At 71.8% G+C, this 20,713-nt stretch carries 21 protein-coding genes; 15 read left to right on the forward strand and 6 right to left on the reverse strand.

The genetic code is table 11. The annotated features are described in order from the left end of the window. The 4 genes from AC5P09_RS19295 to AC5P09_RS19310 all read left to right on the forward strand — a co-directional run. Window positions 1–924, forward strand: a 924-nt coding sequence (locus tag AC5P09_RS19295) for an alpha-glucosidase C-terminal domain-containing protein (RefSeq protein WP_493875063.1), incomplete at its 5' end; no start/stop codon positions are given. Between the two features lie 28 nt (window positions 925–952). After that, on the forward strand, window positions 953–2,314 hold the full coding sequence (locus AC5P09_RS19300; protein ID WP_493875064.1) for a maltokinase N-terminal cap-like domain-containing protein: 1,362 nt from the start codon (window positions 953–955) through the stop codon (window positions 2,312–2,314). A 3-nt stretch (window positions 2,315–2,317) separates the two neighbouring features. Continuing rightward, entirely contained in the window at window positions 2,318–4,528 is a 2,211-nt protein-coding gene (glgB, locus tag AC5P09_RS19305; RefSeq protein WP_493875065.1) for a 1,4-alpha-glucan branching enzyme, read from the forward strand. Between the two features lie 109 nt (window positions 4,529–4,637). Further along, on the forward strand, window positions 4,638–5,726 hold the full coding sequence (locus tag AC5P09_RS19310; protein WP_493875066.1) for a glutamate--cysteine ligase 2: 1,089 nt from the start codon (window positions 4,638–4,640) through the stop codon (window positions 5,724–5,726). A 43-nt stretch (window positions 5,727–5,769) separates the two neighbouring features. On the opposite strand, the gene AC5P09_RS19315 is transcribed toward AC5P09_RS19310, so the two are convergent. Beyond that, the gene (locus AC5P09_RS19315; protein ID WP_307672564.1) at window positions 5,770–6,003 is read right to left on the reverse strand and encodes a DUF6480 family protein; all 234 of its coding nucleotides are present in this window, start codon (window positions 6,001–6,003) and stop codon (window positions 5,770–5,772) included. Between the two features lie 153 nt (window positions 6,004–6,156). On the opposite strand from AC5P09_RS19315, the gene AC5P09_RS19320 reads away from it, so the two are divergent. After that, window positions 6,157–8,061 carry an AMP-dependent synthetase/ligase gene (locus tag AC5P09_RS19320; RefSeq protein ID WP_493875067.1) on the forward strand — a complete coding sequence of 635 codons (1,905 nt, stop codon included), beginning with the start codon at window positions 6,157–6,159 and terminating at the stop codon, window positions 8,059–8,061. A 119-nt stretch (window positions 8,062–8,180) separates the two neighbouring features. Continuing rightward, window positions 8,181–8,615 carry an ATP-binding protein gene (locus AC5P09_RS19325; RefSeq protein ID WP_493875068.1) on the forward strand — a complete coding sequence of 145 codons (435 nt, stop codon included), beginning with the start codon at window positions 8,181–8,183 and terminating at the stop codon, window positions 8,613–8,615. A 15-nt stretch (window positions 8,616–8,630) separates the two neighbouring features. On the opposite strand, the gene AC5P09_RS19330 is transcribed toward AC5P09_RS19325, so the two are convergent. Next, window positions 8,631–9,089, reverse strand: a complete 459-nt coding sequence (locus AC5P09_RS19330; protein WP_493875069.1) for an ATP-binding protein — start codon at window positions 9,087–9,089, stop codon at window positions 8,631–8,633. A gap of 54 nt (window positions 9,090–9,143) precedes the next feature. After that, window positions 9,144–9,515 carry a PRC-barrel domain containing protein gene (locus tag AC5P09_RS19335; protein ID WP_329344396.1) on the reverse strand — a complete coding sequence of 124 codons (372 nt, stop codon included), beginning with the start codon at window positions 9,513–9,515 and terminating at the stop codon, window positions 9,144–9,146. Window positions 9,516–9,793: 278 nt separating this feature from the next. Here AC5P09_RS19335 and AC5P09_RS19340 point away from each other — a divergent pair, with 278 nt between their 5' ends. The 9 genes from AC5P09_RS19340 to AC5P09_RS19380 all read left to right on the forward strand — a co-directional run bounded on the left by AC5P09_RS19340 (window position 9,794) and on the right by AC5P09_RS19380 (window position 18,967). Next, window positions 9,794–10,207, forward strand: a complete 414-nt coding sequence (locus tag AC5P09_RS19340; RefSeq protein ID WP_493875070.1) for an STAS domain-containing protein — start codon at window positions 9,794–9,796, stop codon at window positions 10,205–10,207. Between the two features lie 59 nt (window positions 10,208–10,266). Further along, window positions 10,267–11,166, forward strand: a complete 900-nt coding sequence (locus AC5P09_RS19345) for an STAS domain-containing protein (RefSeq protein ID WP_493875071.1) — start codon at window positions 10,267–10,269, stop codon at window positions 11,164–11,166. Next, window positions 11,163–11,582, forward strand: a complete 420-nt coding sequence (locus AC5P09_RS19350) for an STAS domain-containing protein (protein ID WP_493875072.1) — start codon at window positions 11,163–11,165, stop codon at window positions 11,580–11,582. The genes AC5P09_RS19345 and AC5P09_RS19350 overlap by 4 nt, the downstream gene beginning before the upstream one ends. Then, window positions 11,582–12,022: an anti-sigma regulatory factor gene (locus tag AC5P09_RS19355; protein WP_493875073.1), complete on the forward strand. Its 441-nt coding sequence runs from the start codon at window positions 11,582–11,584 to the stop codon at window positions 12,020–12,022. The genes AC5P09_RS19350 and AC5P09_RS19355 overlap by 1 nt, the downstream gene beginning before the upstream one ends. Further along, window positions 12,022–13,065, forward strand: a complete 1,044-nt coding sequence (locus tag AC5P09_RS19360; RefSeq protein WP_493875074.1) for a SpoIIE family protein phosphatase — start codon at window positions 12,022–12,024, stop codon at window positions 13,063–13,065. Before AC5P09_RS19355 ends, AC5P09_RS19360 begins: the two co-directional genes overlap by 1 nt. Then, window positions 13,062–14,780, forward strand: a complete 1,719-nt coding sequence (locus AC5P09_RS19365; RefSeq protein WP_493875075.1) for a PP2C family protein-serine/threonine phosphatase — start codon at window positions 13,062–13,064, stop codon at window positions 14,778–14,780. Before AC5P09_RS19360 ends, AC5P09_RS19365 begins: the two co-directional genes overlap by 4 nt. 178 nt (window positions 14,781–14,958) lie before the next feature. Then, window positions 14,959–16,335: an NAD(P)/FAD-dependent oxidoreductase gene (locus AC5P09_RS19370; protein ID WP_493875076.1), complete on the forward strand. Its 1,377-nt coding sequence runs from the start codon at window positions 14,959–14,961 to the stop codon at window positions 16,333–16,335. 106 nt (window positions 16,336–16,441) lie between these two features. Then, window positions 16,442–16,654 carry a DUF4287 domain-containing protein gene (locus AC5P09_RS19375; protein WP_266445979.1) on the forward strand — a complete coding sequence of 71 codons (213 nt, stop codon included), beginning with the start codon at window positions 16,442–16,444 and terminating at the stop codon, window positions 16,652–16,654. Window positions 16,655–16,690: 36 nt separating this feature from the next. Then, window positions 16,691–18,967, forward strand: coding sequence for an FUSC family protein (locus AC5P09_RS19380; RefSeq protein WP_493875077.1), 2,277 nt, complete (start codon window positions 16,691–16,693; stop codon window positions 18,965–18,967). A 16-nt stretch (window positions 18,968–18,983) separates the two neighbouring features. On the opposite strand, the gene AC5P09_RS19385 is transcribed toward AC5P09_RS19380, so the two are convergent. From AC5P09_RS19385 to AC5P09_RS19395, 3 genes are all read right to left on the reverse strand, one after another. After that, entirely contained in the window at window positions 18,984–19,415 is a 432-nt protein-coding gene (locus tag AC5P09_RS19385) for a hypothetical protein (RefSeq protein ID WP_266445974.1), read from the reverse strand. A gap of 67 nt (window positions 19,416–19,482) precedes the next feature. Then, window positions 19,483–20,316: a DUF1206 domain-containing protein gene (locus tag AC5P09_RS19390; protein ID WP_493875078.1), complete on the reverse strand. Its 834-nt coding sequence runs from the start codon at window positions 20,314–20,316 to the stop codon at window positions 19,483–19,485. A 155-nt stretch (window positions 20,317–20,471) separates the two neighbouring features. Then, window positions 20,472–20,699 (reverse strand): DUF5133 domain-containing protein, encoded by a 228-nt coding sequence (locus AC5P09_RS19395; protein ID WP_493875079.1) that lies wholly within the window; start codon window positions 20,697–20,699, stop codon window positions 20,472–20,474. Window positions 20,700–20,713: the final 14 nt, after the last annotated feature.

The raw sequence follows: 20,713 nt of genomic DNA on the forward strand, positions 1-20,713 counted from the left end.
GAGGACGTCGTCGACTACTTCGGCGACTACCGGGCCGGCGGCGACGAATGCCACATGGCCTTCCATTTCCCGGTCATGCCGCGCATCTTCATGGCCGTGCGCAGGGAATCCAGGTATCCCGTCTCGGAAATCCTCGCCAAGACGCCGGCGATTCCCTCGAACTGCCAGTGGGGCATCTTCCTGCGCAACCACGACGAGCTCACGCTCGAAATGGTCACCGACGAGGAACGCGACTACATGTGGGCGGAGTACGCCAAGGACCCCCGCATGCGCGCCAACATCGGTATCCGGCGGCGGCTCGCCCCACTCCTGGACAACGACCGCAACCAGATCGAGCTGTTCACCGCCCTGCTGCTGTCCCTCCCGGGCTCGCCGATCCTCTACTACGGCGACGAGATCGGCATGGGCGACAACATCTGGCTCGGCGACCGCGACGCCGTACGCACTCCCATGCAGTGGACGCCGGACCGCAACGCCGGCTTCTCGTCGTGTGATCCCGGGCGGCTGTTCCTGCCGACCATCATGGACCCGGTCTACGGCCACCAGGTCACCAACGTCGAGGCGTCCATGGCGTCGCCCTCCTCGCTGCTGCACTGGACCCGCCGCATGATCGAGATCCGCAAGCAGAACCCTGCCTTCGGCCTCGGCTCCTTCACCGAGCTCCAGTCCTCCAACCCGGCGGTGCTGGCCTTTCTGCGGGAATACGAGGACGACCTGGTCCTGTGCGTGAACAACTTCGCCCGCTTCGCCCAGCCGACGGAGCTCGATCTGCGGGAGTTCGCAGGTCGTCATCCGGTCGAGCTGTTCGGCGGGGTCCGTTTCCCGGCCATCGGTGAACTGCCGTACCTGCTGACCCTGGGCGGCCACGGCTTCTACTGGTTCCGGCTCTCCCGAGTCGCATCCCGCATCGGTCGACGACTTTGAGCGTGTGCCGACGAAAGGACGCGTCACCATGCCGAAGACCGCATTCCTCCGCCCCAGACGTACGGTCGTCGCCGACCCGATGGTCTCGCTCGGCGGCCTGTTGCGCGACTGGCTGCCCAGGCAGCGCTGGTTCGCAGGCAAGGACCGGCCCGTCACGGACCTCACCCTGCTGTCGATGACGGAGCTGTTCCCGGGCTGTCTGCACCTGCTGGTGCAGACCAGCCACGCGCCCGTGCCGGCCCCCGGCGGCGGCACACCGGCAGGTGACTGCTACCAACTGCTGCTCGGCGTACGGCAGCATCTGTCGCCGCGCCTGGGACGGGCGCTCATCGGCTGTGCGGAGCAGGGTCCGTTCGCGGGCATGACGGTGTACGACGCGCTGCACGACCCCCGGTCGGCGCAACTGCTCCTGGAGCGGCTGCGGCATCCGGGCTCGGCCGGTCCCCTGCGGTTCGAGTGCGACCCGTCCGTGTCGGTGCCGGCCGGGCTGCCGCCGCGGCTGCTGGACGCCGAGCAGTCCAACTCCTCGCTGGTGTACGGCGACGAGTTCATCCTGAAGCTGTTCCGGCGCATCCAGCCCGGTGTCAACCCCGACCTGGAGGTGCCGGGCGCGCTGGCCGGACAGGGCTGCCGCCGGGTGCCCGCGCCGGTGGCCTGGTTCCGGACGACCGAGCCGCAGGAGGCGACGCTGGGCGTGCTCCAGCCGTATCTGCGCGACGCGTCGGACGGCTGGACGCTGGCGCTGCGCGCGCTCGCCACCGGTGACGACTTCACCGCGCAGGCACACGAGCTGGGGCAGGCCACGGCGGAGGTGCACCTCGCGCTGGCCGCGGCCTTCCCGGCCGGTACGCACGGCGAGAGCGGTCGGACGGCGGAGGCGATGACCGAGCGGCTGGACTCCGCGGCACACTGCGTGCCGGCGCTCAAGCCCTTCGTGCCCGGTCTGCGGGCCGCCTTCGGCGCGCTGGCCACCTGCGACGCCGGGCCACCGGCCCAGCGCATCCACGGCGACCTGCATCTGGGGCAGGTGTTGTGGGCGGGCCGGGAGTGGTTCGTCATCGACTTCGAGGGCGAGCCGTCCCGCCCCCTCAACGAGCGCCGCAGCGCCCACTCCCCGGTACGGGACATCGCCGGCATGCTGCGCTCCTTCGACTACGCCGCCCGGCAGCGCCGCCCCTGGCGGCCGGAGTGGGCACGGCGCTGCCGGGAGGCGTTCTGCGCGGGCTACGCGTCCCGCGCCGGCTGGGACCCGCGCAAGAAGCACGGCCTGCTGCGGGCCTACGAGACCGACCGAGCTGTGTACGAAGTCCTTTACGAAGCCAGGCACCGACCGGACTGGCTCCCTGTACCCATGGCGGCGATCGAACGTCTCGCCGTGAGAGGAGACTGACCCGTGGCCCTGCGCGACGATCCTTCGCTGCCCGAGCCGTCCGGACCTGCCCGGTGCCGTACGGCCCCTCCGCTCGACCCCGGCGACCGTGGACGCCTGTTGTCGGGCGCCCACCACGATCCGCACGCGCTGCTGGGCGCCCACCCGGTGCCGGGCGGGATCGTGTTCCGGGCGCTGCGCCCGTTCGCCCGTTCGGTGAGCGTCGTGGTCGACGGCGAGCGCAGAGAGCTGGCCTCCGAGGGCGACGGGCTGTTCTCCGGCGTACTGCCGCTCGACGCGATCCCCGCGTACACGCTGCTGGTGGCGTACGCGGAGGAGGAGCAGGAGGTGCACGACCCGTACCGCTTCCTGCCCGCTCTCGGCGAGACCGATCTGCACCTCATCCGCGAGGGCCGGCACGAGCAGTTGTGGAAGGCGCTCGGAGCGGAGCCGATGACCCACCAGGGCGTGACCGGCACCCGCTTCACGGTGTGGGCGCCGAACGCCCAAGGGGTGCGGGTGGCCGGGGAGTTCACCTTCTGGGACGGCAAGGCCTTCCCGATGCGGTCGCTGGGTTCGTCCGGCGTGTGGGAGCTGTTCCTGCCGGGCATCGGTGAGGGCACCCGGTACAAGTTCGAGATCACCTCCCGGTACGGCGGACGGTTCCTCAAGGCCGACCCGATGGCCCGCCGCACCGAGGTGCCGCCCGACACGGCGTCCATCGTGACCTCCTCGCAGTACGAGTGGGGCGACCGGGAGTGGATGGCCGGGCGCGGGGACGTACCCGTGCACGAGGCGCCGTTCTCGGTGTACGAGGTCCATCTCCCGTCCTGGCGACCGGGACTGACGTACCGACAGCTTGCCGACGTGCTGCCGTCGTACGTGAAGGAACTGGGCTTCACGCATGTCGAGCTGATGCCGGTCGCACAGCACCCCTTCAGCGGTTCCTGGGGCTACCAGGTCACCAGTTTCTACGCGCCGATGGCACGGCTCGGCACACCGGACGACTTCCGGTACCTGATCGACGCCCTGCACCGGGCCGGCCTCGGCGTGATCATGGACTGGGTGCCCGCACACTTCCCGAAGGACGACTGGGCGCTGGCCCGCTTCGACGGGGACCCGCTCTACGAACCGGGAGACGACCGGCGGGCGGAGCACCCGGACTGGGGGACGTACGAGTTCGACTACGGGCGCACCGAGGTGCGCAACTTCCTGGTCGCCAACGCCGTGTACTGGTGCGAGGAGTTCCACATCGACGGCCTGCGCGTGGACGCCGTCGCCTCGATGCTCTACCTCGACTACTCGCGTGATTCCGGTCAGTGGGCGCCCAACGCGTTCGGGGGCCGCGAGGACCTGGCCGCGATGGCGTTCCTGCAGGAGATGAACGCGACCGTGTACCGGCGGGCGCCCGGAGTGGTGACGATCGCCGAGGAGTCCACGGCCTGGGGCGGGGTGACCCGGCCCACCGACAGCGGCGGCCTGGGCTTCGGGCTGAAGTGGAACATGGGCTGGATGCACGACTCGCTCGGCTACATCAGCCACGAGCCGGTCCACCGCAAGTACCACCACAACGAGATGACGTTCTCGATGATGTACGCGTACAGCGAGAACTACGTGCTCCCGATCTCTCACGACGAGGTCGTCCACGGCAAGCAGGCCCTGGTGTCGAAGATGCCCGGCGACTGGTGGCAGCAGCGCGCCAACCACCGCGCGTATCTGGGCTTCATGTGGGCCCACCCCGGCAAGCAACTCCTCTTCATGGGCCAGGAGTTCGCGCAGGGCGCCGAGTGGTCCGAGGCGCACGGCCCGGACTGGTGGCTCCTCGACCCCGCCTACAGTGCGGAGCCGGACCACCGTGGGGTGCGGGACCTGGTCCGCGATCTCAACACCGTCTACCGCCACACCCCCGCCCTCTGGCAGCGCGACACCGATCCCGGCGGGTTCCGGTGGGTGATCGGGGACGCCGCCGAGGACAACGTCTTCGCCTTCCTGCGGTACGACGCGGAGGGCAGCCCGCTGCTCGCGGTCTCCAACTTCTCCCCCGTCGTCCGCCACGACTACCGCCTCGGCGTCCCCGAGGACGTCCCCGCGTGGTACGAGGCCCTCAACACGGACGCCGCGCGGTACGGCGGCAGCGACCTCACCTTCCCCGATCCCGTCAAGCCGGAGGACGGGGCTCTGCGGCTGACGCTGCCGCCGCTCGCGACGGTGTGGCTGGTACCGCAGCCCGGCTGAGGCTCCGCGGCGGCGGCAGGTGTTCGAACGGCCCCGGAGGGGCAGTCGGGGTCGTACACGAGCGAGCAATCCTCGTCGCCGCCAAGGGGCCACAGAAAGGCTTGATCAGGTGCGCACCGTCGGAGTGGAGGAGGAACTCCTCCTGGTCGACCCGGAGACCGGCGAACCGCAGGCGCTGTCCGCCGCGGTGCTCGCCCGTGCCGCGCAGGACGACGCCGAACAGGACGTCTTCGAGAAGGAACTGCACAACCAGATGCTCGAGTTCGCGACGCATCCGCAGTCGGGCATGGAGGAGCTGCGGGCGGAGATCGTCCGCTGCCGTAAAGAGGCCGCCCGGCACGCCGGGGAGATCGGCTGCACCGTCGCCGCGCTCGCCACCTCGCCGCTGCCCGTCAGCCCCTCGGTGGGAGTGGGCCGCCGCTACCAGTGGATGGCGGAGCAGTACGGGATCGCCACCCAGGAACAGCTCGTGCTGGGCTGTCATGTGCACGTGTCCGTGGAGTCCGACGAGGAGGGCGTAGCCGTCATCGACCGGATCCAGCCCTGGCTGACGGTGCTGTCCGCGCTGAGCGCCAACTCCCCGTTCTGGCAGGGCAAGGACACCTTCTACAGCAGCTACCGCAGCCGGGTGTGGCAGCGGTGGCCGTCCGCCGGTCCGACCGAGCCGTTCCGCTCGGCCGAGCGCTATCACCGCCGGGTCGCGGACATGGTGGCCACCGGGGTGATCCTCGACGAGGGGATGATCTACTTCGACGCCCGGCTGTCCCGGCGCTACCCGACCGTGGAGATCCGGGTCTCGGACGTCTGCCTGCACTCCGGCACCGCCGTCCTCGTCGCCACCCTCGCCCGCGGCCTCGTCGAGACCGCCGCGCGTGACTGGCGGGCGGGCCGGGAGCCGCTGGGACACAGCGTGAGCCTGCTCCGGCTGGCCGCCTGGCGTGCCGCCCGCTCCGGGCTCACCGAGGAACTGCTGCACCCGGCGACCATGCGGCGCATGCCGGCGGAGACGGTGGTGCGAGCCCTGCTGGACCACGTCGGGGAGGCCCTCGCCGAGACCGGCGACCTCGACCGTGCCCGCGCCACCTGCGCCGAGCTGCTGCGCATCGGCAGCGGCGCCGGGGTGCAGCGGGCACTGATGAAGGAGACCGGCAGTCTGCGGGACGTGGTCACCGAGTGCGTGCGCATCACGCAGGCGTGAGAGGGCGGGCCGAACGCCTCTCACTGCTGTCCTCGCACTGCTGTCACAGGATGAGGACGATGGCGTACACCAGGAAGAACGCGGCGATCAGCACGGCGAGGCCGAGGATCAGCGTCAGCGGTGCCTTGGCCCAGCCCTTGGGCGGATTGTGCGTCTCCCGCGGGCCCGCCTCGGGCAGGCTGCTCTCGGCCGGCGGGGTCTCGCCCGGGGGCACGCCGCCGCCGGGTTCCAGGCCGGGGGTGCGTTCGGGATCGGGGTCGGGGTTCGTGTAACTCATGCCGTCCGAGTCCCCCGAATATGCCCAGATCATCGACGGCCGGCCAGTTCTCCGTTCCCGGGCACCGGGCGCCCCCACCTGGGCTAGATTCGAGCACCGCGGATAACCGTGCTCGTCCGCGACGTCACACCCCGTACACATCAGGAGCAGTGCATGCGCGACTTCGCCCTCGCTCCCCCGGCCGTCTCGCACCTGACCGGCGGTCTCGCCGACAGTGTCTTCGACAGGGCGGCGCACAGCCCCACCCTGCCGATGCTGGCCCGGCGCTCCGACGCCGCCTCCTCCGAGTGGGAGGAGGTGACCGCCGTGGAGGTGCGGGACGAGGTGGTGGACGTGGCCAAGGGGCTGGTCGCCTCCGGGATCTCGCCGGGACACCGCGTGGCCATCATGGCGCGCACACGGTACGAGTGGACGATCCTGGGCTACGCGCTGTGGGCCATAGGTGCCGAGGTCGTGCCGATCCATCCGACGTCCTCGCGCGACCAGGTCGAGTGGATCCTGCGGGATGCCGCCTGTGTGGCCGTGGCCGTCGAGGACGAGCAGAGCGTGATGACGGTCGGTTCCGTGTGTGCGGGGCTGCCCCGGCTGCGCCACGTCTGGCAGCTCGACGCGGGGGCTCTCGGGGACCTGGTCCAGCGGGGCGAGTTCATCCCGCTCGCCACCGTCGACTCGCTGCGCCGCATCGTCCTGCCGGACTCCACCGCCGCCGTCGCCTACACCTCCGGCACGAACGGGCACCCGCTCGGCTGCGCGCTGAGCCACCGCGGCCTCGCGAGCCCCTGCGACACCCTCCTGGAGGGCTGGGGGCACACGGCCGCGCCGCCCGGGGAGCAGGGGTCCGTCCTGGCCTTCCTGCCGTTGTCCCATGTGTACGGGCTCATGATCCAGGGCATGTGCGTGCGCGGCGGTCTGCTCATGGCCCATGAACCCGACCTGAGCTCCGAGGCGCTGTCGTCGGCGCTGCGCTCCTTCCGGCCCACCTACTTCTACGGCGTGCCGTCGGTCTTCGAGAAGATCTACAAGACCTTCCTGCGCACCGCCCAGCAGATGGGCCGCGGCGCCCTGTTCGAGCGGGCGGCCGAGACGGCACGGGACTACGCCGCGGCGTGCGAGCGGCATCGGCTGGGCGCAGGGCCCGGACCGGGCTTCGATCTGCGGCTGCAACACGCCCTGTACGAACGCACGGTGTACCGCAAGCTGCGGGGCGCCCTCGGCGGCCGGGCACGCCGCGCCACGTCGGGAGGCTCCCCGCTCAACCGTGACCTGAGCCTGTTCTACGAGGGCATCGGCATCTACGTCCACGACGGGTACGGGCTCACCGAGACGAGCGGTGGGATCACGATGCAGCCGCTCGGGCGGGAGAAGTCCGGCACCGTCGGACAGGCCCTGCCGGGCACGGACATCCGGGTGGCCGACGACGGCGAGATCCTGGTGCGCGGGCCGTCGGTGTTCCAGGGCTACGTGAGCGACGACGCGGCGACCCGGGCCGCGCTGCACGGCGGCTGGCTGGCCACGGGGGACATCGGGCAGCTGGACCCCGAGGGATATCTGACGATCACCGGGCGCAAGAAGGACGTCATCATCACCAACAGCGGCAAGAGCGTCGCCCCGGCCGCCCTGGAACACCGGCTGCGGATGCACCCGCTCATCCACCAGGCGGTGATCGTCGGCGACAACCGGCCCTGCGTCGGGGCGCTGATCACGCTGGACCCGGAGTTCCTCGCGCACTGGCGGGCCGGCCTCGCGTGGCAGAGCGACGCGCCGAACCGGGAGGCGCGGGAGGAGAACGCGCTGCGGGAGGAGATCACCCGGGCCGTGGCGGCGGCCAACAGTGCCGTGTCGCGCTCGGAGTCCATCCGGGTGTTCCGGGTGCTCCCGGAACCGTTCGACCTGGCCAGCGGGCTGATGACGCCGTCGATGAAGCTGCGCCGGGATCTGATCGTGCGGGCGTACGCGTTCGAGATCGACGCGATGTACCAGGCGCGCTCACGTGGCGGGCGGCAGGTCGTGCCGGACGACTCGGCGAGCTGGGACGACGCGGACAACGTGTTCCGGTGAGGGACCTGCCGCCGACCCGATGTCCCGAGAACGCGTAGGCTCCGCGCCCTCGGGAACACGAACCCTGCGACGCATGAGAGAGGACGACAGCCCTGCTGATGCCGGGCCGGAAAGGCGACATGGCAAGCGAGCCGCGTTGGGACAAGACACTGGCTTCCGAGGCGATCCCGAGCCGCAGCACCAGTTTCGCGGGCGAGCCGCAGAACGTGACGGGTGCGCGCCTCGCCGCGGAGCAATTCCTCCGTGACCTCGCACGCACCGCGCCTCCCGCGGCACCCGAGTACTGGGACGACATCCTGCTGGTCGTCACGGAGCTGGCCGCCAACGCGGTCCAGTACGCCCCCGGCTCGTTCGCCCTGCGTATGCGCCGGACCTTCGACGGCGTCCATGTGACCGTCCACGACACCAGCAGCACCCCGCCCGCGCCGCGCCCCTTCGATCCGCGGCACGGCGGTGGCGGCATCGGCTGGCATCTGGTGCACGCGCTGTGCGACCAGGTGAGCGTGGTGACGGACGACGGCGGCAAGGACATCCACGTCTTCCTGCCCTGGTGAGCCGACGCCGCCCGGTCACGGTGCCGGTCGCAGCGGCACCAGCACGCCGATGGTCTTGCCGCCGCCGGGATGCCGGTCGACGGTGATCTCGCGGGCCAGGCGGATGATCAGGGGCCAGCCGTAACCGTTGCCGTGATGCCCGGCCGGGAAGGCGCCGGCGCCCTGCGAGACGTCGGGGACGAGGTCGCTGTGGTCGCGGACGGCCACCCGCAGGCCTTCCTGGGTGGGTGTCACATGGAACCCGGCCAACCCCTCACCGTGCCGTACGGCGTTGGTGACCAGTTCGGAGACGACCAGCAACATGTCCACGATGTCCTCGTCCCGCGCCCTGCGGGAGGGGGATTCCCAGCGCTCGCGCACCACCGACCGCGCGTAGGCGCGGGCCGTCGCCGGACTCGTCACCGTAGCCCGTGGCGGGTCGCCGGAGGGGTGGTGGTCGAAGAGCGCGGTCGTGGCCGCGTCGATGTGTTCCATGCGTGTCGTGTCCCTGAGATCCGCCCGGCCGGTGCGTCCCGCACCCCGCGGCCGTCAGACCGTGGTCGTCTCTCGCGGCGGCAGCCGGTGGTAGTAGTCGCCGACGGCGGTCAGATACGCGGGATCCCTCGTCTCGCTGTCGGTCTTGAAGCGGGGTGCCGCCTTCACTTCCCCCACGGTGCAGGCCAGCGTGACTCTGCGGGCCCCGGCGTCGATCCCGGTGACGACGCCGACGGGTACGAGGACGCTCCCGCCGAACAGCCAGACGCCGGTGTCGACCACCAGGTGCCGCATGCCCCGGGGGTCGGCCTGCCGGTCCACCCTGCCGAGGGCGCCGTCGCCGGCGGCGACGGTGAACCCCGTCAGGTCCTGCCCCTCGACGTACCCGCTGCCCGGCGCGTACGACCAGATCCTGTCAACGGCCACGCTGCTCCCTCCTCCGGCCTCCACAGCAGCAGTTACCCGCCTCCCGCACGTGCATTCGGTGCCGTTCGGCAACAGTTGCCCGTGAATGGGGGAGCGATTCAGGGGTATGCGCGGGGGCGCGGTGGATGACCGGGCGACCGCCAGGCGACCGTCGGCCACCGCGTGAACGACTAAGCCCGGATGAGAGGTTGATCACCACCCAGGAACCGAACCGGCGTGCATCGAAGTCGCCGCCAGGGGTAATCGGCCCTGGCTGTCAGCACCTGTTGGAGGTACCCGTGCCCCTTGCCCAGAACCCGCTGTCCATCGAGGTCACGCTGCCCCGCGAGGACGTGGCCCTGATAACGGTCGAAGGCTACTTGGACGTCGACACCGCGACCGAGTTCCAGCACCATCTGGCGAACCAACTCCACCACGGCCGACAGCACTTCCTGCTCGACCTGTCGGCCGTGCCGTTCATGGACTCCTCCGGCATGAACATCATCCTGAGGGTGTACCAGGAGGCCCGCACCCTTCCGGGGAGCGTGCACATCATCTCCCCCACTCCGGCCGTGCGCCGGATCCTGGACCTCACCGGCGTCAGCATCACGGTCCCGGTCTCGGAGGGGCTGGAGGAGGCGCTCGCCCGCGTCGACGCCCACGACGAGGACCGGGACGAGAGCCAGGCCGGTCCGGACGGGCAACGGGCCTGATTCCCACAGCGGTTGGGTACGACGAGACACCGACGAGCAGGGCTAGGAGCAGACAACAGGTGCCGGAGCACGAATCGACAGGGCAGCACGGGTCGCCGGCACGGGAGGTCGGGGCCTTCCTGCGCCGCCGCGCCGAGCAGATCTCCCAGCGGTGGGCCGGCGAGCCGCTGTTCCGTACGGTGTTCACCGTCTCGCGGGACAAGGCGGTGGAAGCGGGCAGGATCGTCGTCGACGCGCTGGCCCAGGTCGCCGACACGGATCAGGTACACGATCCCGACGCCGCCGGATTCACCGTGGTGCGCGAGCAGTTGTCGCGGATGGGCGCGGCCCGCTCCCGGGCCGGCTTCACCACCGCGCAGGTCTCGAACGACGTGGACGCGCTGCGCCCGCCCGTGGAGAACCTCCTGGTCGCCGACCTCCCCGAGGAACCGACCGAGCTGGTCCGGGACTGCACGACGGCCCTGACCGTGCTCATGGGGACGATGCGGCTGGTCGTGCTGGAGACGGCGCTGAGCGAGGGACAGGCCCTCATCGAGCGACAGCGGCTGCAGCTGATGGAAGTGGCCACGCCGGTCATCAAACTCTGGGACGGCATCGTGGCCGTCCCTCTGATCGGGACGCTCGACAGTGCCCGCAGCCAGGTCGTGATGGAGACGCTGCTGGAGGCCGTCGTCGACCAGCACGCCAGGTTCGCGATCCTGGACATCACCGGTGTGCCGACCGTCGACTCCCTGGTCGCCCAGCACCTGATGAAGACGGTCGCGGCTGCCCGGCTGATGGGCGCTGAGTGCGTCGTCTCCGGCATCCGTCCGGCGATCGCGCAGACCATCGTCCATCTGGGCCTGGACCTGGGCACGGTGGTCACCCGGGCGAGCCTGGCCGACGCCCTGGCCTACGCCCTGCACGAGTTGGGGGCGGACATCATCAACGCGACCCCCGGTGGTGCGGGGCCCCGGTGAACCACGACTTCTCCCGCCCTGTCACGGGGCACGTGCCGGTCCTCCGGCTCGGCGACGTCCTCCTGGTCACCCTCCAGGGGGACCTGCACGACAGCACGGCGCAGCAGCTCCAGCAGGACATCGGCGAGACCGTCGCGGGCACCGGGGTGAGCGGCCTGGTCATCGACATCTCCGGTGTCGAGATCGTCGACTCGTTCCTCGGGCGGGTGCTGGCCGAGATCGCGGCACAGGCCTCGCTGCTGGCCGCGCGGACCGTGGTGGCCGGCATGCGTCCGGCGGTCGCGATCACGCTCGTGGAGCTGGGGCTGACGCTTCCGGGGCTGCGCACCGCGCTCTCCACGGAGGCGGCCATGGACCTCCTCGCGGGGCCCGATCCGGCCTCCCGCTCCGGTGGCCCACGCCAGGAGAGCCGGTGATGGAGACAGCCGCGGGCGTCGACGCCTGCCTGCCGATCCGTTCGGACATGGATCTGGTGTGGGTGCGCCAGCATGTGCGGCAGGCCGCCGGCCTGCTCGGTTTCGGCCTGGTGGAGCAGACCAAGCTGGTCACCGCGGCCAGCGAACTGGCCCGCAACACCCTCGTGCACGGCGGGGGCGGCCGGATGGAGACGGCGGGCCTGACCAACGGGCACACGCGCGGGCTGCGGCTGACGTTCTCCGACGAGGGGCCGGGCATCCCGGACCTGGAGCGGGCGCTGGGCGACGGCTACACCTCCGGCGACGGGCTGGGGATGGGCCTGGGCGGTGCGCGCCGCCTGGTGCACGAGTTCGCCGTCGACAGCACTCCGGGGGTCGGCACCAAGGTCACGGTGGTCTCCTGGGCGGCCCGGTCGCCGCGCCCGCGCGGGGAGTTCTGATGCCGCGCGTGTGGGAGGTCCCGGTCCACGACTCGACCCGGGTGCGGGACGCGAGGGTGGCCGCGGAGCGTGCGGCGGCCCTGGCGGGGCTCGACGAGGCGCGTACGGCGGCCGCCGCGCTGGTGGCGACCGAGCTGGCCACCAACCTGCTCAAGCACGCCGGGGGCGGCCGGATGCTCGTCGACCTCGTGGCCCCGCCCATGCCCTCGGACGGCGCCTGTCTGGTGCAGATCGCCGCGATCGACCACGGTCCCGGCATGGCCGATGTCGCCGCCGCCCTGCGCGACGGTTTCTCGACCACCCGTTCCCTCGGGGCCGGGCTCGGCACGTGCCGCCGTATCGCCGACGGCTTCGGGCTGCACAGTGCGCCGGGCCGGGGCACGGTGGCGCTGGCCCGGGTCGGTGCCCGCCCGAAGGACCCGGCGCCGGTCGCCGTGGTGCGGGCCGGCGGGGTGAACGTGCCGTTCGCCGGGGCGGAGTACTCGGGCGACGCCTGGGCGTGGGTCCGCTCGGGCGACCGGCTGACCCTGATGCTGGCAGACGGGCTGGGGCACGGTCCGCAGGCGGCCCGCGCGTCGACGGCGGCCGTTCAGGCCCTGCATCGCGCCGCCCACCTCCCGCCTGCCGAGGCCCTGGTGTACCTCGACACGGCGTTGCGCGGCACGCGGGGCGCGGCCGTCGCCGTCGCCCAGGTGGAGACCGGTGCCGGGCTGTTGCGGTTCGCGGGCGTCGGCAACATAGGGGCCCGGTTGCGTGAGGGCGAGAGGTGGCGTTCCCTGCTGTCCCGGCCCGGCATCGTGGGCGTCCACCGGCACGCGACGCTGCGGGAGGACCGTTTGACCTGGGCGGCCGACCGGCTGCTGATCCTGCACAGCGACGGCCTGCCCAGCCGCTGGACACCGCCGTCCGACGCGGACCTGCCGGCCGCCGACCCGGCCGTCGTGGCCGCCGTCACGGTGCGCGACGCGAGCAGTTCCGCGTGGCCGGTGCGGGACGACACGGCCGTGGCGGTACTCGCCCCGACTCCGGCGGAGGCTCCATGACCCGCAGCCTGCAGATCACCACCGTCGTCGACGCGGCCCGGGCCCGGATCGCCACCGCCCGCCTCGCCGCCGCGTACGGCGTGTCCGCCCTCGACCGCACCCGTCTGACCACGGCGCTCAGCTCCCAGCTGCGGCAGTGCCTCACCAAGGGCGGCACCTGGCGGCTCACCCTGGACACCACGGCCGCGCCCGCCGAGGAGGGACTCCTGCATGTGGTGGTGACCCCGTGGCACGGCACGGGTGCCGCCGCCGCACAGCCGCCGTGGCGTACGACGGTCCACTGCGACCGGGCGGCGGACGCACCCGACGGCACGGCGGTGGCGGACGACCCGGCGGTCCTGGCGGAGGCCCTGCTGGGCGCCGACGAGGACACCGCGCTGGTGCTGGAGCGGCTCAGCGAACAGGAGGAACTGGTCGCCTTCCACCGGGAGGAGCTGCACCAGACCAACCAGGGCGTGCTGGCGCTGCACGCCGAGCTGGACGCCGCCGGGCGGGCCCAGCGCGACGCGTTCGCCGCCGAGCGCAAGGCACGCACCGAGGCGGAGAGCGCCCGCCGCAGGCTGACGTTCCTGGCGGACGCCAGCGCCGTCCTGACGGCGTCGCTGAACCACGACGAGATCGTGCGCCTGCTGCCGGAACTGCTGGTGCCCGAGTACGCCCGCAGCGTCGACGTCTGGCTGTTCGACGGCGACGACGACCGGCATCCGCCCGCCCCGCACCCGGCCGCCGCCGTACTCGCCGCGCGCACCGGCCGCCCGCAGTACGCGGCCGACCATCCGGGCGGCCTGCCCGGCGTCGTGGACCAGCCGCCCTCCGCGCTGGATCCGGCCCGGCCCCTGCTGTGCATCCCGCTGCCGACGCGGCGCACCCCGCTGGGCGTGCTGACCCTGTCGCCGCCCGGTGACCGCTGGGACCCGGACGACGCCGTGATGCTGATCGAGCTCACCAGACGGGCAAGCATCGCCATCGACAACGCCCGGCGCTTCGAGCACAACCGGGACATCGCCGAGACGCTCCAGCGTGCCCTGCTCACCGACCTGCCCAGCACGCCGGGTCTCGGTCTGGCCGCCCGCTATCTGCCGGCCACGCGCGGGCTGAACATCGGCGGCGACTGGTACGACGCGTTCCGGCAGCCCGACGGCAGCCTGATCACCGTCATCGGCGACGTCACCGGACACGGTCTGCACGCGGCCGTGATGATGAGCCAGCTGCGCACCGCGCTGCGGGCCTACGCCGTCGACGGCGGCAGCCCCGGCCGGCTGCTGACGCAGCTGCACACGTTCCTGCACCATCTCCAGCCGGATCTGTACGCCACCGCGGTCATCGCCCGCTTCCGCCCCGGCGACCCGACGCTGACCTGGGCGGCCGCGGGTCATCCGCCGCCGGTGCTGCGTACCCCCGACGGGCAGGTGCGCACGCTGGACGCCAAGCCGGGCGCCATGCTCGGCATCCCGCTGCGGCAGGAGATCCACGACCACACCGCGCCGCTCGCGCCCGGCTCCACGCTGGCGCTGTACACGGACGGCCTGGTGGAGCGGCGCGCCCAGGGCATAGACCCGGGCATCGAACGCCTGGCCCGGGCGCTCGGGTCGTTCGACTCCGCGGAGCTGGACGCGGACCTGGAGGGTTCGGCCGACCGGATCCTCGCCCCCCTGCTCAGCGACTCCGAACGGGACGACGACGTGTGCCTGCTGCTGTGTCATCTGGCCGCCTGAGGCGCCGTCCACGGCTTCTGTCCCACGATCTTCACGAGCGCCCCGGTGCGCAACGGCTGCCGGGCGGGCATGGTGGTGCTCGACGCGTTCGTCCGCCCGGGATCGATGAGGTGCCAAGCAGCGATCCACGGGCAGGCGAAAGGCGTCCGAGGCATACCGCCTGGAGCCGCAGAAAGGGATGAACACCGTGACACGACCCAGGATCCTGGTGGTTGGCGCAGGCTTCGCCGGCGTGGAGTGCGTTCGCCGTCTGGAACGCAAACTCTCCCCCGACGAGGCCGACGTCACCCTGGTGACACCGCGCGCCTACCAGCTCTACCTCCCCCTGCTGCCCCAGGTCGCCTCCGGCGTGCTGACGCCCCAGTCGATCGCCGTCTCGCTGCGCCGCAGCAAGAAGTACCGCACCCGGATCATTCCGGGCGGTGCGATCGGCGTGGACCTCAAGGCCAAGGTCTGCGTCATCCGCACCATCACCGACCAGATCGTCGACGAGCCGTACGACTACATCGTGCTGGCCCCCGGCAGCGTCACCCGCACCTTCGACATCCCCGGCCTCACCGACAACGCCTTCGGCATGAAGACGCTCGCCGAGGCCGCGTACGTCCGCGACCACGTCATCTCCCAGCTGGACCTCGCCGACGCGAGCGAGGACCCGGCCGAGCGCGCCGCGCGGCTGCAGTTCGTGGTGGTCGGCGGCGGCTACGCCGGCACCGAGACCGCGGCCTGCCTGCAGCGCCTCACGCACGCCGCCGTCAAGCGCTACCCCCGCCTGGATCCGGGTCTGATCAAGTGGCATCTGATCGACATCGCCCCGAAGCTGATGCCGGAGCTGGGCGACAAGCTCGGCCGCAGCGCCACGGAGATCCTGCGCCGGCGCGGCATCGAGATCTCGCTGGGGGTCTCGATCGAAAAGGCGGGCCCGGAAGAGGTCACCTTCACCGACGGCCGGGTGATCCCCACCCGCACCCTGATCTGGACCGCCGGTGTGGTCGCGAGCCCGCTCATCGCCACGCTCGGAGCGGAGACCGTGCGGGGGCGGCTCGCGGTCACGGCCGACATGAACCTGCCGGGCCAGGACGGGGTGTTCGCGCTCGGCGACGCCGCCGCGGTGCCCGACGAGGCCAAGGGGGTGGAGGGCGCGGTGTGCCCGCCGACCGCGCAGCACGCGCTGCGGCAGGGCAAGCACGTCGCCGACAACGTCATCGCGACGCTGCGCAATCAGCCGACGAAGCCGTACGTCCACAAGGACCTCGGCCTGGTCGTCGACCTCGGCGGCACGGACGCCGTCTCCAAGCCGCTCGGCATCGAACTGCGCGGCCTGCCCGCCCAGGCGGTGGCCCGCGGCTACCACTGGTCGGCGCTGCGCACCAACGTCGCCAAGACCCGGGTCATGACGAACTGGGTGCTCAACGCGGTCGCCGGCGACGATTTCGTCCGCACCGGTTTCCAGCACGGCAGGTCCCTCAAACTGAAGGACCTGGCAGCCGTCGACGCCTATCTGACGCCGGAAAAGGTGCGGGCCCATGTCGAGGGCTCCGAGCGGATCGAGCAGTGACGCTTCTCCGCACGTGACGTAGGTCACTCTGGACCGCCGATCAGTTGCCGGCCGGTCGGCGGTCAAAGGAGGGACAGGACAGCGTCACAGCGAAAGGACAACCGCCATGGCCGAGACCGTGAAGGGCCCCGCGAGCTACTTCCCCTCGATCGAGAAGAAGTACGGCCGGCCGATCGCCGAGTGGCAGGAACTCATCCGTTCCTCGCCGCTGACCCGGCACATGGAGCTGGTCACCTGGCTGAAGACGGAGCACGGCCTCGGCCACGGCCATGCCAACGCCCTCGTGGCGTACACCCTGGCCGAGACCCGGGACCGGTGAGGCCCGCCCCGCCGTGTCATGCTGATGCCGGAGATCATGACGGGACACGGGAGTGAGTACGGCGGCGTGAAGGCAGCGGGACGGTCGGCGCGGGCACGACTGCGGGACGGCATCGCCGCGTCCGATCCCGGTCTGCTGAGACTGACCGCCGGTCTGCGGACCGTGGGCGCGATCGCCCTGACGCTGGCCGTCCTCAGTTTTCTCGACGTCGACGTCACGCATCTGGTGGCGGGGGCCATGGCGGCGATGGTCGCCACCTTCGCCATCCGCGAGAAGCAGCGCGGGCAGCAGGCCGTCACGCTCGCACTGGGGCTGCCGGTGGCGCTGACGTCGGTGAGCTTGGGCGCGCTCCTCAGCTCCCGGGTGGTGGCCGGCGACCTCTTCTTCGTCGCGCTCATCTTCTTCGCCGTCTACGGGCGCCGGTTCGGCGACCGCGGCACCGCGCTCGGCCTGATCGGGTTCCAGGTCTACTTCCTGTCCCTGTTCGTCGGCGCCACCGTCTCGGGACTGCCCGAGTTGTACGGCGCCATCGTCGTCGCCTTCCTCAGCAGCGCGCTGGTGCGGTTCGTGCTCGTGCCCGAGACGCCCGCGCACATTCTCCAGCGCCTGCGCGAGGCCTTCCGCGCGAGGCTGGCCCAGCTGGTGTCGGCGCAGCTCGACCTGCTCGACGCCGGGCCGGACGAGGTGGAGAAGGCGCTGGAGGACGTGCGCAGCGGCACCGCCCGGCTGAACGAGACGGCGATGATGATCCAGGGGCGGCTGGAGGACGGCACGTCCGACGAGGCCGCGGCCCGGCTCGTGCAGCGCCGTATCGCGGACGCCGAGATCGCCGCCGAGCGGCTGGGCCTGTTGCTGCTGAGCGCGCGAAGCGCCGAGCGGGCGACCACCCTGACCCTGCATCTGCCCGGCGCCCCCGTCCCGGCGGGAGGTCATCTGCCCGTGCGGGACGAGGCGAGTGCCACCTTGCGCCGCGATCTGGACGCGCTGCGCATGCTCGTGCTGCGGCCCGTCACCGGGGAGTCCGGCACGGCCCTGTCCCATGTGCGCAACCGGCTGCTCGGGTACCGCGACGAGGAGAACCTGCCGCCCGCCTCACCCGCCGTCCAGGACGTCTTCCGGGGCATCGGCGAGGCCTCCCGGGCGGTCCTGGGCCTGCGGATCGCCCTGGACGGACCTCAGGACGACTCGGACGACACCCCGGCGACGGCCCGTTCGCGCGAGGAACTCGACGCCGAGGACGCCGCCATCGACGCCGGCGAGGACGACACCGGCGACGAGGAGCAGACCGGGCTGCGGCGGCCGACCACACGGGCCGCCGTGCAGGTTGCCGTGGGCTCGTCGCTCGCGATCGTCGGCGGGGAGTTCCTCTCCAGCCACCGCTGGTACTGGGCGGTGCTGACCTGCTGGATCGTGTTCCTCAACACCGCGTCCACGGGCGAGATCCTGGTCAAGGGCTACCGGCGGCTGCTGGGCACGGTGTTCGGGGTGATGGCCGGGATCGTGCTGGCCGCGCTGGTCGGACAGCACACCTGGACCGCGTTCGCGCTGGTGCTGCTGTGCGTGTTCGCGATGTTCTACACGGCGCCCTTGTCGTACACCCTGATGTCCTTCTTCGTCACGGCGGCGCTGGGCGTGCTCTACACCCTCCTGCACACCTACAGCGCCTCGGTGCTGTTGCTGCGCGTGGCGGAGACGGCGCTCGGCGCGGCCTGCGGGATCGTCGCGGCGGCGTTCGTGCTGCCGGTGCGCACGGACCGCCGTACGAACGAACTGCTGGTCACCGTCCTGGACCGGCTCGCGGACGTCACCGAGGGGGCGGTGGACCAGCTCAGCGGCGGTCCGCCGGTCGATCTGCTGGACAAGGCGCGCGACCTGGACCAGGCACTGGCCGACCTGCGCGCCGCCACCCAGCCGCTCACCCACCCGGTCACGCCGCTGCGGGCCCGCCGGGACACCGCCCGTTATGTCGTCGCGCTGCTCGAGACCTGCGCGTACCACGCGCGTTCGCTGGCCGCGACGGCCGAACTGCTGCCCACCCACCCCTCGATCGCCGCGGACCCGAGGCTGCGCCGGGCCGGGCGGCGGATCCAGCACAACATCGGGGCCCTCGCCGCGCACGTCGCCGACGAGCGGGCCGCCGTCGAGATCGAGACCGGCCCGAGCATCGCCTCGCTCCTGGAGCCGGACGTCCCGGGCACACCCCGGTACGGCCGGGTCACCGACCGCGTGCTGCGGCATCTGCAACGCCTGGACGAGTCGGTGGCGGGGCTGGCCCGGCCGCTGGGCATGCCGGTGCCGGCACCCCGGCGGTGACAGCGGGGCGCTCGCCTCAGATGTCCGTCGGCAGGTCGCTCACTTCGGCGATGCCGCGCAGTTCGTCGTTCATCCGCTGTCGTTCGCGGATGTAGTCGGCGATCTCGCCGAGGCGCACGGGGTCGGACGCGGTGGCCGCGTCGGTGACGACCCGGACCGGGCCGGTGTCCTCGACGTGCAGTTCGACCACCTCGTTGTCCAGTCGGCCCGTGACGGCGGTGGCGATGACCAGCGCCGCCTCGTCGCGGACCTCCTGGGGCAGCCCCTCGGCATGCGTCTCGTCGAGGGCGAAGTCGAGTGCGGGCAGGCGTTGTTCCTCGATCGCCCGCAGAACCGGTTCGACCACGCTGAGCAGGAGACGGTAGTCCTCCGTCTCCATGCGGACGCGCAGCAGGTCGAGGTAGACGTCCACGGGCCGGCCGTCGGGCGGGAGCTCGGGTTCGTTCATCTGGTCCGTGTTCCCCGTGTGCCGAATCTCAGACGCGATCCCGGCTCCCGGAACCCTGCGCCGCCTCTCAGACCCGGCGCCAGCGGGCCATCGCGAAGGAGAACAGCCCGAAGAGCACGAGGCCGGCCGCGACGCAGACCAGCAGCCACGGCCCGAGCGGAGTGTCGGCGAACGAGCGGAGGGTGTCGTCGAGTCCCTTGGCTTTGTCGGGTTCGTAGTCGACGGCCGCGCGCACGGCGAAGGCACCGGCCACGGCGAACACCGCTCCGCGCGCCACGCCGCCGGCCACGCCCGTGACGTCGACAAGTCGCCTGGTGCGTGGCGACATCTGGCCGAGCCTGAGCTTGTCGTGGTACTTGCGCAGCGCCGCCCGCGCGGCGATCCACACGCCGGCGACGGTGATCGCGGCGCCGGCCCCGCCGACCAGCCACTGCCCGGCGGGGACCTCCAGCAGCCGCGCGGTGACGTCCTTGGACTGCTCGTCGCTGGATCCGCTGCCGCCCGAGCCCGCGGCGAAGGACAGCACGGAGTAGGCGACGAAGGTGTAGAAGGCGCACCGCACGGCCGACAGCAGTCGTTTCCTCGCCTTACGGCCGTCCGGCCCGACCGAGCCGAAAAGGAACTCGGACAGCCGCCACAGGGCCATGCCGACGAGGCCGATGCCGAGCGCCCACAGCAGTGCCGCGCCGAACGGCTGGTCGGCGAGTTCGGCGAGGGCGCCGCCGCGGTCGGCCTGACGCTTGCCGTCGCCGAAGGCGATCTGCAGGGCCAGGACACCGACCAGCAGGTAGATCACTCCCCGCGCGGTCAGTCCGGCCCGCGCGGCCCCTTCACTTGCCGACCCCTTCGCGACCCGGCGGGCCTCCATCCGGGGAGTTCGCGCCGTGGCACCCGTGTTCATGTAGACCTCCTGGAATCCGAATGCCCTGGTCCCGGACGAGCACACCCCGTCGAGCGGGGCGGGGCGTCCCCACGGCGCGGGCGGCTTGGCGTCGCGCCGTGGGGACGCCCGGTATGGCGGTGCAGACGCGTCAGGGGATCTCCATGCGAGCCCCGTCACTCGGCCAGCGGAGCGGACTTGGACTCCGGCACCGCCCTCAGCAGGCGGTGTGCCGTGTCCAGTGCCAGTCGCACGTCACGCGTGCCGGTCGACACACAGAGCGTGTAGGCCAGGTCGAGGGCGCGCGGGCTCGGTGCGTCCGGGCCGCGCGCGGTCTCCTCGGCCCGGAGCGACTCGTACTGCTCGACGAGTCGGCGCAGGAACGCCGGATGGGGCCTCAGCATCCGTCTCGCTCCCT

The organism is Streptomyces sp. a15 (genome assembly GCF_059026085.1).

Bases quoted from the DNA above. Each gene is read 5' to 3' on its own strand.
- AC5P09_RS19300 (WP_493875064.1), top strand. From the start codon at position 953: ATGCCGAAGACCGCATTCCTCCGCCCCAGACGTACGGTCGTCGCCGAC.
- AC5P09_RS19315 (WP_307672564.1), bottom strand. From the start codon at position 6,003: ATGAGTTACACGAACCCCGACCCCGATCCCGAACGCACCCCCGGCCTG.
- AC5P09_RS19320 (WP_493875067.1), top strand. From the start codon at position 6,157: ATGCGCGACTTCGCCCTCGCTCCCCCGGCCGTCTCGCACCTGACCGGC.
- AC5P09_RS19325 (WP_493875068.1), top strand. From the start codon at position 8,181: ATGGCAAGCGAGCCGCGTTGGGACAAGACACTGGCTTCCGAGGCGATC.
- AC5P09_RS19330 (WP_493875069.1), bottom strand. From the start codon at position 9,089: ATGGAACACATCGACGCGGCCACGACCGCGCTCTTCGACCACCACCCC.
- AC5P09_RS19355 (WP_493875073.1), top strand. From the start codon at position 11,582: ATGGAGACAGCCGCGGGCGTCGACGCCTGCCTGCCGATCCGTTCGGAC.
- AC5P09_RS19360 (WP_493875074.1), top strand. From the start codon at position 12,022: ATGCCGCGCGTGTGGGAGGTCCCGGTCCACGACTCGACCCGGGTGCGG.
- AC5P09_RS19365 (WP_493875075.1), top strand. From the start codon at position 13,062: ATGACCCGCAGCCTGCAGATCACCACCGTCGTCGACGCGGCCCGGGCC.
- AC5P09_RS19370 (WP_493875076.1), top strand. From the start codon at position 14,959: ATGAACACCGTGACACGACCCAGGATCCTGGTGGTTGGCGCAGGCTTC.
- AC5P09_RS19375 (WP_266445979.1), top strand. From the start codon at position 16,442: ATGGCCGAGACCGTGAAGGGCCCCGCGAGCTACTTCCCCTCGATCGAG.
- AC5P09_RS19380 (WP_493875077.1), top strand. From the start codon at position 16,691: ATGACGGGACACGGGAGTGAGTACGGCGGCGTGAAGGCAGCGGGACGG.
- AC5P09_RS19385 (WP_266445974.1), bottom strand. From the start codon at position 19,415: ATGAACGAACCCGAGCTCCCGCCCGACGGCCGGCCCGTGGACGTCTAC.
- AC5P09_RS19390 (WP_493875078.1), bottom strand. From the start codon at position 20,316: ATGAACACGGGTGCCACGGCGCGAACTCCCCGGATGGAGGCCCGCCGG.
- AC5P09_RS19395 (WP_493875079.1), bottom strand. From the start codon at position 20,699: ATGCTGAGGCCCCATCCGGCGTTCCTGCGCCGACTCGTCGAGCAGTAC.